Origin of the sequence: Streptomyces panacea (assembly GCF_040560175.1) — a bacterium.
Lineage (GTDB): Bacteria > Actinomycetota > Actinomycetes > Streptomycetales > Streptomycetaceae > Streptomyces > Streptomyces panacea.
The window spans coordinates 14127-31378 of the sequence record NZ_JARJHW010000081.1; the positions used below are offsets into that span (position 1 = coordinate 14127).

At 71.1% G+C, this 17252-nt stretch carries 12 protein-coding genes, 1 tRNA gene and 1 pseudogene; 9 read left to right on the top strand and 5 right to left on the bottom strand.

Features of this window, described 5'->3' with window-relative positions:
• Window positions 1–41 precede the first annotated feature (41 nt).
• The 4 genes from tmk (at window position 42) to P3L51_RS20065 (ending at window position 6758) form a co-directional block, all read left to right on the top strand.
• Window positions 42–3407 carry a dTMP kinase gene (gene tmk / locus P3L51_RS20050; protein ID WP_354606636.1) on the top strand — a complete coding sequence of 1122 codons (3366 nt, stop codon included), beginning with the start codon at window positions 42–44 and terminating at the stop codon, window positions 3405–3407.
• 181 nt (window positions 3408–3588) lie between these two features.
• On the top strand, window positions 3589–4794 hold the full coding sequence (locus tag P3L51_RS20055; protein ID WP_354606637.1) for a DNA polymerase III subunit delta': 1206 nt from the start codon (window positions 3589–3591) through the stop codon (window positions 4792–4794).
• Window positions 4795–5040: 246 nt separating this feature from the next.
• Entirely contained in the window at window positions 5041–6570 is a 1530-nt protein-coding gene (locus tag P3L51_RS20060; RefSeq protein WP_354606638.1) for an alpha/beta hydrolase, read from the top strand.
• Between the two features lie 114 nt (window positions 6571–6684).
• Window positions 6685–6758: transfer RNA gene (locus tag P3L51_RS20065), tRNA-Thr, on the top strand.
• A gap of 145 nt (window positions 6759–6903) precedes the next feature.
• On the opposite strand, the gene P3L51_RS20070 is transcribed toward P3L51_RS20065, so the two are convergent.
• From P3L51_RS20070 to P3L51_RS20085, 4 genes are read right to left on the bottom strand one after another with little or no spacing between them, the layout of a single operon-like run.
• Window positions 6904–7299 (bottom strand): universal stress protein, encoded by a 396-nt coding sequence (locus tag P3L51_RS20070; RefSeq protein WP_354606639.1) that lies wholly within the window; start codon window positions 7297–7299, stop codon window positions 6904–6906.
• 11 nt (window positions 7300–7310) lie between these two features.
• On the bottom strand, window positions 7311–8810 hold the full coding sequence (locus P3L51_RS20075; protein ID WP_354606640.1) for a tripartite tricarboxylate transporter permease: 1500 nt from the start codon (window positions 8808–8810) through the stop codon (window positions 7311–7313).
• Complete coding sequence (locus P3L51_RS20080) at window positions 8810–9343, bottom strand: tripartite tricarboxylate transporter TctB family protein (RefSeq protein WP_354606641.1); 534 nt, start codon at window positions 9341–9343, stop codon at window positions 8810–8812. The genes P3L51_RS20075 and P3L51_RS20080 overlap by 1 nt, the downstream gene beginning before the upstream one ends.
• On the bottom strand, window positions 9340–10341 hold the full coding sequence (locus tag P3L51_RS20085) for a Bug family tripartite tricarboxylate transporter substrate binding protein (protein ID WP_354606642.1): 1002 nt from the start codon (window positions 10339–10341) through the stop codon (window positions 9340–9342). Before P3L51_RS20085 ends, P3L51_RS20080 begins: the two co-directional genes overlap by 4 nt.
• 97 nt (window positions 10342–10438) lie before the next feature.
• Here P3L51_RS20085 and P3L51_RS20090 point away from each other — a divergent pair, with 97 nt between their 5' ends.
• The 5 genes and pseudogenes from P3L51_RS20090 to P3L51_RS20110 all read left to right on the top strand — a co-directional run bounded on the left by P3L51_RS20090 (window position 10439) and on the right by P3L51_RS20110 (window position 16343).
• On the top strand, window positions 10439–12085 hold the full coding sequence (locus tag P3L51_RS20090; protein WP_354606649.1) for a sensor histidine kinase: 1647 nt from the start codon (window positions 10439–10441) through the stop codon (window positions 12083–12085).
• A complete protein-coding gene (locus P3L51_RS20095) occupies window positions 12082–12756 on the top strand; it encodes a response regulator (protein ID WP_354606643.1) in 675 nt (224 codons plus the stop codon). Before P3L51_RS20090 ends, P3L51_RS20095 begins: the two co-directional genes overlap by 4 nt.
• Window positions 12757–12956: 200 nt before the next feature.
• Window positions 12957–15258, top strand: a pseudogene (locus P3L51_RS20100) (sensor histidine kinase).
• Window positions 15255–15944 (top strand): response regulator, encoded by a 690-nt coding sequence (locus P3L51_RS20105; RefSeq protein ID WP_354606645.1) that lies wholly within the window; start codon window positions 15255–15257, stop codon window positions 15942–15944. The pseudogene P3L51_RS20100 and the gene P3L51_RS20105 overlap by 4 nt, the downstream one beginning before the upstream one ends.
• A gap of 84 nt (window positions 15945–16028) precedes the next feature.
• Entirely contained in the window at window positions 16029–16343 is a 315-nt protein-coding gene (locus P3L51_RS20110; RefSeq protein ID WP_354606646.1) for an SCO4225 family membrane protein, read from the top strand.
• Between the two features lie 3 nt (window positions 16344–16346).
• Here P3L51_RS20110 and P3L51_RS20115 read toward each other — a convergent pair whose 3' ends face one another.
• A complete protein-coding gene (locus P3L51_RS20115; RefSeq protein ID WP_354606647.1) occupies window positions 16347–17096 on the bottom strand; it encodes a TetR/AcrR family transcriptional regulator in 750 nt (249 codons plus the stop codon).
• Between the last annotated feature and the right edge of the window lie 156 nt (window positions 17097–17252).

The following is a 17252-nucleotide window of genomic DNA, read 5'->3' on the forward strand; positions in this document are numbered from 1 at the left end:
CGGGCCTCCGAGGACCGGCGGGCTCCGGATAGGCTGGGCGGATGACGCGAGCCGAGCAGCCAACGGTCGTGAGCCCCACCTCCGACTCCGACGCACTTGCCGCAGACTCACGAGAGCGTGCCGTACGAGCTCTGTTGCGCCTCCCCCCGCTCCGGCGGTTGTGGGGCGCACAGCTCGTGGGCAGCATCGGCGATGCACTCGCCCTGCTCGTGCTTCTGCTGCTGTCGTTGCAGGCGGCGGTCGCCGAGGGCTCGTTCGGAGCGGGATACCGAGGTGTGGCGTTCGCCGTCGCAGCGGTGTTCGGTGCCCGGATCCTTGCCACAGTGCTCTTCGGAGCCGTACTCCTCGGACCGCTCTCCGCCCTCACCGCACCAGGGTCAGGGGCGAAGTCCGACGCGGCCTCCGACGCCAAGGGTGGCGCCAAGGGCGGACCGCTGGACCGTCGCTGGACGATGATCGGGGCCGACGGCGTACGCCTCGCCCTGCTCATCGTCGCGCCGCTCTGGCTCGACTGGAGCCCCGACAACGCACTGCCCATCCTTCTTAGTACGGTCTTCGTCGCCGGCGTGGCCGAGCGCTTCTGGACGGTGGCCAAGGAGAGCGCGGCACCCGCCCTGCTCCCGGCCCCGCCGCCGGAAGGCGCCGCCGTACGCCCGATGCCCGACCATCTCGACGCGCTGCGCCGGCTCTCGCTGCGCACCGGCTTCGTCGCGATCCCCGCGGCCGCCACCGTCCTGCTCGTCGTCACACTGATCGGCAATCTGCTCGGTACGGGCATCGAGTGGTTCTCGCTGCACCAGGCGGCCCTCGGCAGTTATGTCGCGGCCGGACTGTTCGCCGCGTCCGTCTCGACCCTGTTCATGCTGGAGCTGCCCGGCGGCCCCACCCCGCGCCCGCGCTCGCCCCTCGAAGGACTGCGCCTTCCGGCGACCGGAACCGGCCCGGACAAGGGCCGTACGGGCGCGGTGCCGCTGCTCGTCGTCGCCTGCGCGGCCGTCGCCGCGGCCATCGCCGCCGCCGCCGCCGTCTCCGTACTGCACGCGAAGGACCTGGGCGGCGGCCCCGTCGCCTTCGCCCTCCTGATCCTCGCGCTGACAGGCGGCGTCGGCGTCGGCATCGGCGGCGCCGCGAAGGTGCTGCCCGGATTCTCCCGCCGTCGGCTGCTCGCGCTGGCGATCGCCTTCACCGGTGTCGCGCTGCTGGTCATGGGACTCGTACCGGACACGGCGACCGTGCTGTTCGTCGCGGTGCTCGCCGGTGTGTCCGCCGGCGTCGCCGCGAACACCGGCCACGGGCTGATCGACCAGGAGACCGAGGAGTTCCGGCGCGGCCGGCAGACCGACCATCTCCAGGCCGTCGTACGGGTCTCCGTGGCGCTCGGCGCCGTGGTGGCGCCCGTACTGGCCGCCGCGATCGGACCGCACCGGCTGGCCTCCGGCGACTTCGTCTTCGCGCACGGCGGCGCGGCCTTCACACTGATGCTGGGCGGCGCGCTGCTGCTGCCGGTGGCCGCCGTCGTACTGGCGAAGACCGACGACCGGTCGGGCGTACCGCTGCGGCGTGATCTGCGTGACGCGCTGCGCGGCGGGGCCGACCCGGCGCAGGCCCAGGCGGCGAACGGCTTCTTCCTCGCCGTGGAGGGCGGCGACGGCGCCGGCAAGTCGACCCAGGTCGAGGCGCTGGCGGAGTGGATCCGCGCCAAGGGCCACGAGGTCGTCGTGACCCGCGAGCCGGGCGCGACACCGGTCGGCAAGCGGCTCCGCTCGATCCTGCTGGACGTGTCGAGCGCCGGTCTGTCCAACCGCGCGGAGGCACTGCTGTACGCCGCCGACCGCGCGGAGCACGTCGACTCGGTCGTACGCCCCGCCCTGGAGCGCGGCGCGATCGTCATCTCGGACCGCTACATCGACTCCTCGGTGGCCTACCAGGGCGCCGGGCGGGATCTGGCGCCGACCGAGATCGCCCGTATCTCGCGCTGGGCCACGGACGGTCTCGTACCGAACCTGACAGTGCTGCTCGACGTCTCGCCCGAGGCGGCGCGCGAGCGCTTCACGGAGGCGCCGGACCGGCTGGAGTCCGAGCCCGCCGAATTCCACCAGCGGGTACGGGACGGCTTCCTCACGCTCGCCGCCGCCGACCCGGCCCGCTATCTGGTGGTGGACGGGGCGCAGGAGCCCGAGGCCGTCACCACCGTCGTGCGGCACCGGCTCGATCAGATGCTGCCGCTCTCCGCCGCCGAGGTGCAGGCCCAGGAGGACGCGCGGAAGGCCGCCGCCGAGGAGGCGCGGCGCCGGGCCGAGGAAGAGGCCGCGCGGAAGGCCGAGGAGGAGCGCCTGGAGCGCGAGCGGCAGGCGCAGCTCGCCAAGCTCCGTGCCGAGGAGGAGGAGCGCAAGCGCCGCGAGCTGGAAGAGGCGCGGCAGCGCGAGACCGAACGGCAGGCGATGGAGGCGAGGGAGCGGGCCGAGGAGGCGCGCAGGCTCGCCGAGGAGGAGCGCGTACGGCGCGAGGCCGAGGAGGAGACGCGGCGCGCGGAGCAGGCGCGGCTGCGGCGGCTGGCCGAGGAGGAGAGCCGTCTCCGGGCCGAGGCCGAGGAGCGGCGGCGCGAGAAGCAGCGCAGGGCGGAGGAGTCACTGCTGCGGGCCGAGGAGGCGCGACGGCTGGCGGAGGCTTCGGAGGCGGCGACCGCGGCGGAGGCCGCAGAGGCTGCGGAGGCCGCGCGGGCCGCCGAGGTTTCGGGGGCTTCGGAGACTTCGGAGACTTCGGAGACTTCGGAGGGTGGACGTGCCGAGTCGGACAACGAGTTGACGGTTCCGACGCCGGTCGTGCAGCCGCCGTCCGCGGGCGCTGCCGGGGGGAAGCGGGTGGTCGCCCCGGACGACGCGACGCAGGAGGTCCCGACGCCGCCGGTCGCCGAGCCGGTCGCGGACAACGACGAGACGCGGGTGATCCCGAAGGTTCCGGATCCGGCGGAAAGGCCGGGGACGGGCTCGGGGTCGGGGCCGAGCTCGGGGTCGGGAGCGGCGGATCGGGCGGTCGACGAGACGGCCGTACTGCCTCCGGTACGTGACGTTCCCGACGCGCCCCAGGCGCGCCCCGTCGACCGTGCGGTCGACGAGACCGCCGTGCTGCCGCCCGTACGGGACGCGGATCCGGCGGACCGGGTGCCGCCCGGCTACTTCCGGGACGACGAACAGGGTTCGGTGCCGGTGCCGCCCGCCTCGGCGGGCAACGACCGCACGCGCGAGATGCCGCGGGTCGATCCGGAGCGGCCGGCACGGCGGCGTTCGGACTGGGCGGAGGAGACTCCGCTGGACGACCTTCCGACCCTCGCCGACGAACTGCTCGGTCCGCACGACGATGACGACGACACCACGGGCAGGGCGCGCGGCGGTCGCGGCGGTCGCTGAAGTCGGATCAGGCGGGAGCCGGGGCCGGTAGCTGGGGCTGGGGCCGGGGCTGGAATGTCGGCCTCCGCCCAGGTGGGACGGGATTGTCAGACCCCGGCCCCACAATGGATCTCGAAAGTCGGCATCCGGCCCGATCCCGGTCCGGATGCCGAAGCGCGCGACTCGGAGGTGGTGACGGCGCATGACCGTATGGGACGACCTGGTCGGGCAGGACCGCATCGCCGAGACGCTCACCGCGGCCGCGCGTGACGCGGACGCCCGTGTCACGGCCGAATCCTCGGGCACCCCGCTGCCCGAGGCGACGAGGATGACGCACGCGTGGCTGTTCACCGGCCCGCCGGGCTCCGGCCGCGCCACCGCCGCCAGGGCCTTCGCCGCCGCCCTCCAGTGCACCAGCCCGGACCGCGCGCTGGGAGGTGTGCCCGGCTGCGGGTTCTGCGACGGCTGCCACACGAGCCTGATCGGTACGCACGCGGACGTCGAGGTGATCCGTACCGACCTGCTCTCCATCGGCGTCAAGGACACCAGGGAGCTGGTCCGCCGGGCCCAGCTCTCCCCGGCCGTCGGACGGTGGCAGGTCATCGTCCTCGAAGACGCGGACCGTCTCACCGAGGGCGCGGGCAACGTGCTGCTGAAGGCCGTCGAGGAGCCCGCGCCCCGTACGGTCTGGCTGCTCTGCGCCCCTTCCCTGGAAGACGTCCTGCCCACGATCCGCTCCCGCTGCCGCCATCTCACGCTCCGTACGCCACCCGTTGACGCCGTCGCCGACGTCCTGATGAGGCGCGACGGCATCGAGCCGGAGGCAGCCGCCGCGGCCGCGCGTGCCACCCAGGGGCACATCGGCCGCGCCCGCCGTCTCGCCACGGACGAACGGGCCCGCGCCCGCCGGGCCACCGTCCTCAAGGTCCCGCTGCGCGTCGAGGACATCGGCGGCTGCCTCCGGGCCGCCCAGGAACTCATCGACGCGGCGGGGGAGGACTCGAAGCAGGTCGCCGAGGAAGTGGACGTCAAGGAGACCGAGGACATGAAGGCCGCCCTCGGTGCCTCGCCGGGTGGCCGGATGCCGCGAGGTACGGCGGGAGTGATGAAGGACCTGGCGGATCGGCAGAAGCGCCGCTCCACCCGTACGCAGCGGGACAGCCTCGACCTGGCGCTCACCGATCTGACGGGCTTCTACCGGGACGTGCTGGCGATCCAGTTCGGCTCGCGGATCGGCCTGGCCAACGAGGACGTACGGGACGCGCTCGACCGGATCGCGAGAGCGTCCACGCCGGAGGCCACGCTGCGCCGGATAGAGGCGATCGTGGCCTGCCGCCAGGCGCTCGACCGCAACGTGGCGCCGCTGCTGGCGGTGGAGGCGATGACGGTGTCGCTCCGGGCCGGCTGAGCCGACCCTCCCGTCCGGCGGGCGAATCACCCGTACGCACAGAGAAAGGGGACACCCGGCGCTTGACGGCCAAGGGCTGTCCCGTAGTCCCGGGCGGGCGCGCGACGACAGCTACGGCACCTCGCCGCGTTGTCGGATCGCCCGGATACGCCCGGTATAAGGGTGACCCTCCGCCTTGCGACGCACCGCGTCTGACGCCGCGCGCTGATCCACCCGGGACTACGGGACAGCCCTTAGGCTCCTCGAATGGACTTCAGGCGCCTCTTCCGTCTCTCCGCCACCGGGCTGGCGGCGGCCGTTCTGCTCGTCTCCGGTTGCACTTCCGGTGATTCGTCGTCGTCCGGCGCGGAGTCGGCGGTGTCGGGGGCGCCGACGGAGCTGAAGAAGTTCTACGGGCAGAAGCTCGGCTGGCGTGATTGCGGTGTGCCCGGCTTCCAGTGCGCCACGATGAAGGCGCCGCTCGACTACGGCGAGCCGGACGGCACCGAGATCAGACTCGCCGTCGCCCGCAAGAAGGCCACCGGCCCCGGCAAGCGCCTCGGTTCCCTCCAGGTCAACCCGGGCGGCCCCGGCGGCTCGGCCATCGACTACCTCCAGGGATACGCGGGCATCGGCTACCCGGCCCCGGTCCGCGCCAGGTACGACATGGTGGCGATGGACCCGCGAGGGGTCGCCCGCAGTGCGCCCGTCGAATGCTTCACGGGCAAGGAGATGGACGCCTACACCCAGGTCGACCAGACACCCGACGACGCGGCCGAGCGGAAGATCCTGGCGGACTCCTACAAGAAGCTCGCGCGAGGCTGCGAGAAGCGCTCGGCCGAGGTGCTCCCGCACGTCTCCACCATCGAGGCCGCCCGCGACATGGACATCTTCCGGGCCGTCCTGGGCGACAAGAAGCTGCCGTACGTCGGCGCGTCGTACGGCACTTTCCTCGGCGCCACGTACGCCGAACTTTTCCCCACCCGCGTCGGCCGCTTCGTCCTCGACGGTGCGATGGACCCTTCGCTGCCGGCCGCCGAACTCAACCGCGACCAGACGGCGGGCTTCGAGACCGCCTTCAAGGCGTTCGCGGCCGACTGCGTGAAGCAGCCGGACTGTCCCCTGGGCACCGGGTCGCCGGCGGATGCGGGCAAACGCATGAAGGAATTCTTCAACGCCCTCGACGCCAAGCCGATCCCGACCGGCGAGCCTCGTGAACTGGGTGAGTCGCTGGCGACGACGGGTGTGATCAACGCCATGTACGACGAGTCCGCCTGGCCCGGCCTCCGCGAATCCCTCAGCAGCGCGATGGACGGTGACGGTTCCGGACTCCTCGCCCTGGCGGACAGCTACTACGAACGCGCGGGCGACGGCTCGTTCACGAACCTCATGTACGCCAACGCGGCGGTCAACTGCCTGGACCTCCCGGCCGCCTACACCGAACCCGCCGAGGTCGAGAAGGCGGTGCCCTCCTTCCAGAAGGCCTCCCCGGTCTTCGGCACCGGCCTGGCCTGGTCCTCCCTGAGCTGCGCCTACTGGCCGACGAAGGCGACGGGCGCCCCCCACCGCATCGAGGCGAAGGGCGCGGCCCCGATCCTCGTGGTCGGCACCACCCGCGACCCGGCGACCCCGTACAAGTGGGCCCAGTCCCTCGCCGACCAGCTCTCCTCGGGTGTCCTGCTGACCTACGACGGCGACGGCCACACGGCGTACGGCCGCGGCAGCGACTGCGTGGACACGGCGATCAACACGTACCTCCTCGAAGGCACCCCACCGAAGAGCGGCAAGAAGTGCTGACCACACCCCCCTCCCCACCGGGGGACTGGTGCGGGGCACCCTCAAGAACCCTGTAGACTTGGCGCCGCTGCTGATGCGAACCTGACCGTGCGCGAACAGACAACTCCGCAGCTTGCCGCCTTAGCTCAGTTGGCCAGAGCAACGCACTCGTAATGCGTAGGTCTCGGGTTCGAATCCCGAAGGCGGCTCTGTGAAGGCCCCAGAACTCACTCGCCGTGATCTGGGGCTTTTGCTTTTACCGGACGCGACGACGACGCCGTGCGCGTGCCCTCCGTCGACCCGGGTGTGGCGCAGGACCGGGTTGGCCCTCACGCACCCCGAGGCGACGGAGTGTCAGGAATCTGCTTTCACCGCGAGGACCGGACACGGCGAGTCCAGGAGGATCCGCTGCGCCGAGGATCCCAGGAGGAGCTTGCCGACCGCGCTGCGGTGCCTCAGCCCGATCACCACCAGGGTGATCTCGGACGACCCCGCCAGCTCGACGATCTCCTCGGCGGCATCGCGCCCGCCGACCACCTGGCGTATGTCGAAGTCGACACCCAGCTCGGTCAGGTCCCGTCGGACTTGGTCGAGGTCTTTCCGCTGTGCGAAACCGCGGTCGACGTAGGCGTCGCCTCGCGAGGTATTCATCACCAGCAGGGTCTCGCCCCGGGTGCGCGCCTCGTCGACTCCCGCGCGCAGGGCCGCCTCTCCTTCCGGCGATGGCACGTATCCAACCAGTACCGTCATGGCTACCCCTTTCAGTTCTGTCGCTCGACGAGCGGACGCACGATGTACCGGCGGACCAGCGGCCAGACCAGTACGAGCACGATCACCGTGTAGATCGCATAGGACACCGGTCCGCCCAGCAGACCGGACAGCTCGCCGCCCGACAGTTGAAGCGACCGCCGGCCCTGCAGTTCCGCGCGGGGGCCGAGGATGACGCCGACGATCAGCGGCAGCACCGGCAGCCCGAATCTCCGCATGCCGAAACCGATCAGACCCAGCGTCAGGAGAAGGAACAGGTCCAAGGGCTGGGCATTGACCGCGTAGGCACCCATCGACGCGAAGAACACAATCCCCGCGTACAGATAGGAGCGCGGTATTCGCAGCAGCCTGGCCCAGACCGGAGCAAGGGGCAGATTCAGCAGGAGCAGCAGCAGATTGCCGATGAACAGGCTGGCGATCAGTGCCCAGACAAGCCCCGACTCGCGCTCGAACAGCAGAGGGCCGGGCTGGATGCCGTACGACTGGAATGCCGCGAGCATCACCGCCGCGGTCGCGTTCGTCGGCAGCCCGATGGCGAGCATCGGCACCAGGGTGCCGGCCGCGGACGCGTTGTTCGCCGCCTCCGGGCCGGCAACTCCCTCGATCGCCCCCTTGCCGAACTGCTCGGGGTACTTGGTCAGCTTCTTCTCCATGGCGTACGACAGGAACGTAGGTATCTCCGCGCCGCCGGCCGGCATGGCCCCGAAGGGAAAGCCGAGGGCTGTGCCGCGCAGCCATGGCTTCCAGGACCGTCGCCAGTCCTCCCGGCCCATCCAGGGCACGCCGACGGGGATCACTCCCGCGGATTGACGCCGCAGATGCGCGGCCACCCAGAGGGCCTCGCCGACGGCGAAGATGCCGACGGCGACCACCACCACATCAATGCCGTCGGCGAGCTGGGGGACACCGAAGGTGAGCCGCTGCTGCCCGGAGACCGAGTCGATTCCGACAATGCCGATCACCAGGCCGACGACCAGCGAGGCGAACCCGCGAATGCGCGACGAGCCGAGCACCGCGGTGACCGCGATGAAGGAGAGCAGCATGATCGCGAAGTAGTCCGGTGCGCCGAGGCCGACCGCGAAATCCACCACGAGCGGGGCGACGAGCACCAGCAGCAGGGTGCCGATCGTTCCGGCGACGAAGGATCCGATCGCCGCGGTGGCGAGTGCCTGCGCCGCCCGGCCGGCCTTCGCCATCTTGTTGCCCTCGATGGCTGTGACGACCGAGGACGATTCGCCGGGTGTGTTCAGCAGGATCGAGGTGGTCGAACCGCCGTACATGCCTCCGTAGAAGATGCCGGCGAACATGATGAATGCCTCGGTCGGCTCCATTCCGTACGTCACCGGCAGCAGCAGAGCCACGGTCATGGCCGGGCCGATGCCGGGCAGGACCCCGACCGCCGTGCCGATGGTGACGCCGATCAGCGCCAGCAGAAGGTTCATCGGGGTGACGACGTGCGCGAACCCCTCGAGCAGATGGTTCAGGTTGTCCATTACAGGATTCCTTGCAGCACGCCGGCCGGGAGATTGACGCCGAGCCCGATCGCGAAGGTGTAGAAGGTGGTCAGCGACAGCGCCACCGCGATCGCCAGGTTGCGAACGTAGTGCCGGTTGCCCAGAGCGAAGGCCGTTCCCCAGAACAGGAGCGCCCCGCTGATCACCCAGCCGAGGGGCTCGATCAACACCGCGTTGACGACGAACGCGCCGATCAGCAGCAGAACGGTCCGCCAGTCGACCGGATTCGTCAGGTCGACGTCCTCACCGGCCTCCGGTTCGGCGCGACCGCCCCGCGCGACATCGACGGTGTACGCCCCGGCGATCACCAGCAGCAGTACGCCGAGGAGCACCGGCACTGTGCGCGGCCCGACCGGGTCGGTGCTGCTCGTCGAGTGCGCGATACCGGTGGCGTCGACGATCACCAACACGCCCAGCAGGGCGAGGAACGCGCACACACCGTACTGTGCGCGGTCCCCGCCGGGGGACCGGCGGGAACCCGAGTCGGTGTCCGCGTTGACGTCCAGGCTCATGCCAGACCGAGCTCTGCGAGGATGTCGGCGACAGCCTTGTCCTGGTCCGTCAGGAAGGTGGCGAAGTCGTCGCCTGTCATGAAGGCGTCGGTCCAGCCGTGCTTGGTCAGCTCGGCCTTCCACTCCCTGGAGTCGTGCATCGCCGTCAGCGAGTCGACCCAGACCTTCTTGTCGGCATCGCTGATGCCGGGCGGGGCGACGATTCCGCGCCAGTTGGTGAAGACCATGTCGATACCCGAAGACTTCAGCGTCGGAGCATCCTTGAGGGCTTCGATCGGCTTCGCGCTGGTCACCGCGAGCACCCGCACCTGACCCGCCTCGATCTGGTCGAGGAACTCACCGAAACCGCTGACACCGAAGGCGATCTTGTTGCCGAGGATCGCCGGGAGCAGCTCACCACCGCCGTCGTAACCTATGTAGTTGACCTTCTTCGGTTCGATGCCGACAGCCTTGGCGAGCTGCATCGGAAGCAGGTGGTCCGGTCCGCCGAGCGACGAGCCGCCGCCGACAGCGACGTTCTTTGGATTGCTCTTCCAGGCCGTGACGAGATCGTCGATCGTCTTGTACGGCGAGTTCTTGGGCACGACGACTGCGCCCGCCTCCTCCACCATCTTGGCGAGCGGCGTCGTCTGCGAGAGCGTCGCTTTCGACTTCGAGGTGTACGCGGCGCCGACGACTCCCAGCCCCATCTGCATGGCGAGCTTGCCGTTGCCCTTTTCGTTCACCGTGCGCTGCAGACCGACCGTGCCGCCGGCGCCCGGAAGGTTGAACACCTGAATACCGGACGCGATCTTGGCGTCCTCCATCACCTTGGCCGCCGTCCGCGCCGTGGTGTCGTAACCACCGCCCGGAGTGTTGGGGACCATGATCCGGAGGCCGGTGACGGGACCGTCGCTCTTGCCCGTCTCTTTCTTCTCCGCGGTGGCACCGCAGGCGCCCACCGCGAGCATGGACATGGCGGCCAGGGCACTGACGACAGCGGTTCTTCGAGTTCTCATGGCTTGTCTCTTTCTCTTCCGGCAGTCGGAGGCCATGATTGTGCGACTCGCCGGATATCACGTCTGTGTTGTGTCGGCATTGAAGATTGAGTTAATTGTGGTCGTCATATTTCGCCGGCATACCCTCGCGGGCGAGCTGTTGGTACTCCAGCTCGCCATCGTCGTCGTGGTGCTGCTGGCGGTCGCCGCCGTCTCGCTGGCCCAGTCGGAAGCGACCTTCGACCGGGTCGAAGGTCGCCGTGTCACCGCGCTGGCCGAGCAGCTGGCCGGCAACCCCTTGGTGTCCAGCCAGCTCGGCCGGCCGGCGCCGGGCGAGACGCTCGCCCCGCTCGTCCAGGCCACGCGGACCCAGTCCGTGGTCACCTCCGTGACGGTCGCCGACAGCCGCGGCAGGATCGTCAGCTCCACGAATCCCACGTTGATCGGTACACAGCTGTCGCTCGGCCCCGGCGTCGCGGAGGCCCGCGGCTGGTCGGGTGACCTGGTCGTGGACGGTGCCCACCAGCTGGTGGCCCAGGTGCCGGTGCTCAAACCGGCTCAACCCGACCTCGGCCGGCATCTCGGCATGGTGATGATCGGTGAGGCGTCACCGACGATCTGGCAGCGGCTGAGTGGCGCGTCGTCGTATCTGCTCGCCTACCTCGGCATCGCGAGCGGGCTCGGCCTGATCGGATCGTGGCTGCTGGCCCGGCGTACCAAACGCCAGACCCTCGGTTTGGAGCCGCGCGAGATCGCGGGGCTCGCCGAGCATCGCGAGGCGATGCTGTACGGGATCGCGGAGGGCGTGATCGCCCTCGACCCCCAGTTGCGGCTCACACTGGTGAACGATGTCGGCAGGCGGTTGCTCGATCTACCCGAGCACTGTGTGGGGATGAGTCTGGCCGACCTCCGGATCGAGGGCCGACTGCACGACGTGCTCGCCGGATCTCCCAGTGACACTGCCGAGCGGCGCGACGAAGTCGTCATACGCCGGGGCCGGGTGCTGGTGATGAACCGGATGACCGTCACCAAGGACGGCCGCCGGCTCGGCTCGGTCACGACCTTGCGGGACCGCACCGAACTGGCGCATCTGGAACGCGAGATCGGATCGTTCCGCAGCTCTGCCGAGCTGCTGCGCGCGCAGGCCCACGAGTTCGCCAATCAGCTGCATACGATTTCCGGGCTGATCCAGATCGGTAAGCACGACGAGGTGGTGCGGTATGTCCGCGCGCTGAGCCGACACCGCCAGTCGCTGGACCTGACCCTGACCAGACGGGTCCGGGACATGGCTGTCGGCGCTCTGCTGATGGCGAAGTCCTCGCTCGCGGCCGAACGGAAGGTCGTGCTGCGCATCTCGGAGCATACGGCGCTCGACCGGCTGGCCCCGGAGGACTCGGTGGACGTGGCGACGGTGATCGGCAACCTCGTCGACAACGCCGTCGACGCCGCGGCGGCGGGCGACGACGGTCGCGATGCCTGGGTGGAGGTCGAATTGCGGCAGGACGCGTCCAGCGTGGAGATCGTGGTGCGCGACTCCGGCCCCGGCGTGGCGCCCGAGCTCGCCCAGGAAGTCTTCTCACACGGCTTCACCACGAAGGCTGCCCAAGAGGGGGAGCGTGGCATCGGGCTGGCGCTCACCCGGCTCGTCTGCGAGCGCCGCGGCGGCGAGATCGCCGTGACCAACACGCCCGACGGCGCCATGTTCACCGCGAGGATGTCCGTCGGCAACCTGGCCGGCGCGACACCGGAAGGAGCCTCCCGATGATCGACGTACTGGTCGTCGACGACGACTTCATGGTGGCAGGCGTCCACCAGACCTTCGTCGAACGCGTCGAGCCCTTCCGGGTCGTCGGCACGGCGAACACCGGCGAGCAGGCGATCACGGCTGTCGGCGAACTGCTCCCCGACCTGGTCCTGCTCGACCTCTATCTTCCGGACATGTTCGGTCTGGACGTCATTCCACGCCTGCGAACCGCCGGGCACGACTGTGACGTCATGGTGATCAGCGCCTCGCGCGAGGTCGACGCGGTCCGCCGCTCCGTCCGCCAGGGGGTGGTCAACTACCTGCTGAAGCCGTTCGAATTCGACGACCTGCGTCCCCGCCTGGAGCGGTACGCCGCCCAGCGCAACAGCCTGCTCACCACAGTCGTCAGAGGCCAGGCCGACGTGGACCGCGTACTGACCGGGGCCGGGTGGCCGGCGTCGAGTGTCGCGCTGCCGAAGGGCATGAGCGTGGAGACCGCGGAGCTGATCGAACGCACACTGGGCGGTACCGACGGAACGCTGTCCGCCGCCGAGTGCGCGGCCCGCGCCGGTATCTCCCGGGTCAGCGCCCGCCGTTACCTCGAACACTTCCACGACACCGGCCGCGCCGAGGTGTCCTTGCGGTATGGAGTCGCCGGCAGACCCGAGCGCCGCTACGGCTGGCGCACCTGAGTTCGCTCCTGCCGGTCCCGCCGCCATGGGGCGGGGTATCGCCCCGTCTTCGCGCCGCGGGATGATCGCCGCGTCGAACCTGGGACGGAGAACGCCTTCGGGCCGTCCACCCTCCCGTCTCTGCAACCCGGGTAAGAGAACCGAATCCACCTTCAGCGGGAGTCGGGGCGCTCAGGCGGCGCCATAGCCTGGATCTCGTTATGAACCGAACTGACGACCGGCTGGCTCCGGTCCTGCTGACAGGCGCCCAGGCCCTGGTGTGGCCCGGGGCGGGGCTCGTGCGTGGGGAGGTGCCGCGGGCGGCCGATCTTCTGGTGGTGGGGCTGGTCGCCGGGTTGGTCGGGGCCGCGTCGGCCCTGCGCCGGGTCCGGCCGGTGGGTGTGCTCGCCGTGGTCGTCGTCACCTGCGCGCCTGGGCGCCGGGCCCGCCCCCGTCGGGGCGGTGGCCGTGCTGGGGACCGCCGGAGTCGCGCTCGCCCTGTTCACCGTGGCGACCGAGCGCGACCCCTTCACCGCCGTGCTCTGCGCGGTGGCGCTCGCCGCCTGGCAACTCCTGTACGGCCTCAGCCTCCACGGGCTCAGCGACCGGGACGGGCTCGATCTCGTACTCACCGCTCTGCTGTACGCCGCCGCGTGCGGTGCCGGGCTGCTGGTGCGGCGGAACCGGCGCGCGCGGCTGGTGGCCGAGCGGCTCCTGAAGCGGGCCGAGGCCGAGCGCCACCGGCTGCCGGCCGTCGAGCGGCGCCGGATGGAACGGGAGTTGCACGACGTCAGCGCCCATCATCTGACGGCCGTGGTGGTCACGGCGGGGGCGGCGCTCGGGCTGCGCGAGCGGCGGCCCGAACTGGCCGACGAGGCACTGGAGTTCGCGGCCGAGACCGGCCGTGAGGTCACCCGGGCGCTCGGCGCCGTACGGGCCCCGGCGCCCTCGCGGGAGGACCTGCCGTCGCCGGAGGAACGGCTGCGGGATCTGGTCGCCGGGTTCCGGCGGCTGGACCAGCGGGTCGACTGCGAGATCGACCCCCTGCCGGACGGCGCCGTCGCGGACGCGGCGTACGGCATCGTGCGCGAGGCACTGACCAACGTGGCGCGGCACGCCGCCGGCGCGCGTACGACGGTGGTCTGCCGGTACGGCGACACCCGTACCGACGTCGTCGTCACGAGCGCCGTACCGCCCGCCGGTGCCGCAGCGCACGGTGCGGGCCTCGGCTCAGGACGCGGTCAGGGCTTCCTGCGTTCCCGCGCGCGGGAGGCGGGCGGCACGCTGACCAGCGGGCCCACGGCGGACGGCGGATGGGAGGTGCGCGCGGTGCTGCCCGGCCGCACCGCCGCCCCCGTCGAGCGGGACGTAACGCGCGGATACCGGTCGGCGCAGGTGGCGGCGGCCGTCGGCATCTGCCTTCAGCCGCTGCTCCCGACGCTGGTCATCCGGTCGGAGACCGCGTCGAGCGGGTCGCAGGTGTCCGCGGGCCTGCTGTTCGCGCTGTTGGCGGCGGCGCAGGCCGTCGCGCTGCTGTGGCTGCGGAGGGCGCCTCGGGTCGCCCTCGGTGTCCTGTTCGGTCTGGCCCCGCTCTGGCCGGTGGCGATGGCCGCGGGCGAGTACGCCGGTCCGGTCCTGCTGCCGCCCGCGCTGAGCATGTTCGCCACCTGCGTGGCGCTCGCCGCGGACGCGGCCCGTAACGAGCCGGAAGGCCGTCGGTGGAGCCACGTGATCGGCGCCGTGTCCCTGTCCGTGGCCGTACACGCGAGCGCCGTCAGCGCCGCCGTCCTGGACCGGGGCACGACCGTCCCCGTCTGGGCGGTCATCGCGTACGCCGTCGCCGGGGTGTCCCTGGCGATCGGCGCGGCCCGATGGGGCGGAACCCTGCGTGGGCGGCGCGACCGGGCAGCCCGGGGCACCCGGGAGGAACGCCTCGCCGTCTGGACCGGCGAGGCCGTACGGGACGCGTGGGCCGAGCGCCGGAGGATCGCCGCCGGACTGGAGACCACCGTGCTGTCGCGCACCACCGACATGGTCGCGGAGGCGGAGGCGGGCCGGCTCGACGCCACCGCCGAACGCGCCCGCGAGGCCCTGGCGGCGATGCGCGCCCTGCTCGACACCGTACGAGCGGGCGAGACCGAGCCCGAACTGCGCCCACAGCCCACCCTCCAGGCCCTCGACCTGCTCGCCCACCAGTGCCGGGCGACCGGCCGTGACGTGGAGATACGGCTGACCGACCGCGTACCGGAGCGGCTGCCCACCGCGGTGGACCTGGCCGCCTACCACGTCGCCGAGACGGTGCTCTCGGTCGGCGGCCAGGAGCCCGCCACGCTCGAACTCGACGTGGAGAACGACATGTTGACGCTCGCGGCCGGCGGGGTGCCGCGCGCGGCCCTGCCCGTCGTACGGGAGCGGCTGGCGGCCCGTGTCGCGGCGCTCGGCGGCACCCTGACCACCGCCCCGCCGGGCCCGGTCCACCTCCGGCTGCCACTCGCTCAATGCGACGAGAAGAGGGACCGATGAGTCGGCCGACGAGCCTCGATGTGCTGGTCGTGGACGATCAGGGCGTCGTACGGGCGGGGTTCGCCGCCGTGATCGACGCCGAGGAGGACATGACGGTCGTCGGCGAGGCCGCCGACGGCGCAGCCGCCGTACGTCTCGCCGAAGAACTGGCGCCCGACGTGATCGTCATGGACGTACGGATGCCCGGACTGGACGGCATCGCCGCCACCCGGATCATCACCGGCCGACCGAACGCGCCCCGTGTCCTGGTGCTGACCACCTTCGACCTCGACGCGTACGTCTTCGACGCGCTGCGCGCCGGCGCCTCCGGATTCCTGCTCAAGGACGTGTACGCCCCCGAACTGCTGAACGGCATCCGGGTGGTGGCCGGCGGCGAGAGCGTCCTCGCGCCGTCCGCGACCCGTCGCCTCATCGGCCACTACGCGTCCGGAGCGGGCGCCGGGATCCGGGCCGGCAGCGGTCTCCGTGAGCTGGACAGCCTGACGGGCCGGGAGCGATTCGTCCTCACCCTGGTCGCGGCCGGACTCAACAACACGGAGATCGCGGCGGAACTCGGCATCACCGTCGGCACCGTGAAGTCCCATGTGAACGCGGTGCTTCGCAAACTCGAACTGCGCGACCGGGTGCAGGCCACGATCCTCGCGTACGACCTCGGCCTCGCCCGCCCGAACCCGCCCGGCGCCTGAACGACAAGCCCCAACAACAAGCCTCAACGACAAGCCTCAACGACACGACCGACACAGCCCGTCACTATCAAGGAGTGCATCGCCGTGCCCGCTTCCGCTTCCGCTTCCGTCTCGCACCGTCTGCGCCACGCGCTCGGCGACCTCTTCGCCCTCGTCTACCTCGCCGTCTGCGCCGTCCTGCTCGTGTGGGCGTTCGTGGTGAGCGCCGCCGACAGCACGGACGAGTCCATGGCGGGCGTCATCCCGATTCTCGCCACCGCCCCGGCGAGCTTGGTGCTGTTCGCGTTGCCGGACAACACCGCGATGATCGTCGTCGCCGTCGTTCTCGGCGCGCTGGTCAACGCCACCGTCATCGGGCTGTGCGCCCGCGCGCTGCGCCGCGGCGCGGCGTCCCTCTGAACGTTAGAACGCCGAAGAGGCGTCCTGACGGGGTGTCACCGGAAAGGTGGGGGCCGCAGCCAGGGCCGTGAAGGCGCGGCGGGTGTGGGCGGACAGGGCTTCGGGTTCGCGTGCGGCGCCGGAGGTGGTGTCGGAGGTGGTGCCGGACGTGGCCGCCCATGTCGTCAGGGCGCAGTGGAACGCGGCGACGAGCATGTCCAGGGCCAGCCGGGGGCGGAGGTCCAGGGGGTCGGGGATGTCGAGGCGGCGGTGCAGGGTGGCCAGCGCCGTGCGGGTGGTGCGGTCGCAGAAGTGAAGGCCGTGCGCGTCCATCGAGGGCGTCCGCTCGGTCAGGTTGTAGCTGAGCAGGACGCGCTGGCTCCAGTCGTCGGTGGTCGTCCGGTCCAGCGCCGTGAGCAGGGCGTCCTGGATCAGCCGCAGCAACGGCCGGTCGGTGGGGTCGCGTTCGCCGGCCGCGAGGTCGGCGGTTTCGAGATCGGCCGTTTCGAGTACGTCCAGGAACGTCAGCCACAGGTCCTGCGTCGGGGCCATCGCCACGTCTTCCTTGCTGGTGAAGTAGCGGAAGAACGTGCGCTTGGAGACCTCCACGGCGTCGCACAGCTCGTCGAGTGTCACCTTGCCGAAGCCGCGCTCGGTGAACAGCTCCAGGGAGGTGTCCACCAGGAGCTGGCGGGTGCGCCGCTTCTTGCGCTCGCGAAGTGGCAGAGGGAGCGGCGGGGACGAGGCGGGGGACCCGGGTTGCGCGGTGCTCATGACCCCACCGTACCGGAGAAGCGAATGCCGCTTGTGCGCGTATGCCACTCAGTGGCAGATTAGAGGTCGAGTCCTCCAGGAAAGGCGTCCTCCCATGCGCGCTCTGCTTGTCGACCACTCCACGCCCACCGGCCTGCGGCTCGGCGAGGCCCCCGA

Excerpts from the sequence above, each read along its gene's own strand:
- P3L51_RS20055 (WP_354606637.1), top strand. The coding sequence starts at position 3,589 with ATGACCGTATGGGACGACCTGGTCGGGCAGGACCGCATCGCCGAGACG.
- P3L51_RS20080 (WP_354606641.1), bottom strand. The coding sequence starts at position 9,343 with ATGAGCCTGGACGTCAACGCGGACACCGACTCGGGTTCCCGCCGGTCC.
- P3L51_RS20115 (WP_354606647.1), bottom strand. The coding sequence starts at position 17,096 with ATGAGCACCGCGCAACCCGGGTCCCCCGCCTCGTCCCCGCCGCTCCCT.
- P3L51_RS20060 (WP_354606638.1), top strand. The coding sequence starts at position 5,041 with ATGGACTTCAGGCGCCTCTTCCGTCTCTCCGCCACCGGGCTGGCGGCG.
- tmk (WP_354606636.1), top strand. The coding sequence starts at position 42 with ATGACGCGAGCCGAGCAGCCAACGGTCGTGAGCCCCACCTCCGACTCC.
- P3L51_RS20095 (WP_354606643.1), top strand. The coding sequence starts at position 12,082 with ATGATCGACGTACTGGTCGTCGACGACGACTTCATGGTGGCAGGCGTC.
- P3L51_RS20075 (WP_354606640.1), bottom strand. The coding sequence starts at position 8,810 with ATGGACAACCTGAACCATCTGCTCGAGGGGTTCGCGCACGTCGTCACC.
- P3L51_RS20085 (WP_354606642.1), bottom strand. The coding sequence starts at position 10,341 with ATGAGAACTCGAAGAACCGCTGTCGTCAGTGCCCTGGCCGCCATGTCC.
- P3L51_RS20070 (WP_354606639.1), bottom strand. The coding sequence starts at position 7,299 with ATGACGGTACTGGTTGGATACGTGCCATCGCCGGAAGGAGAGGCGGCC.
- P3L51_RS20105 (WP_354606645.1), top strand. The coding sequence starts at position 15,255 with ATGAGTCGGCCGACGAGCCTCGATGTGCTGGTCGTGGACGATCAGGGC.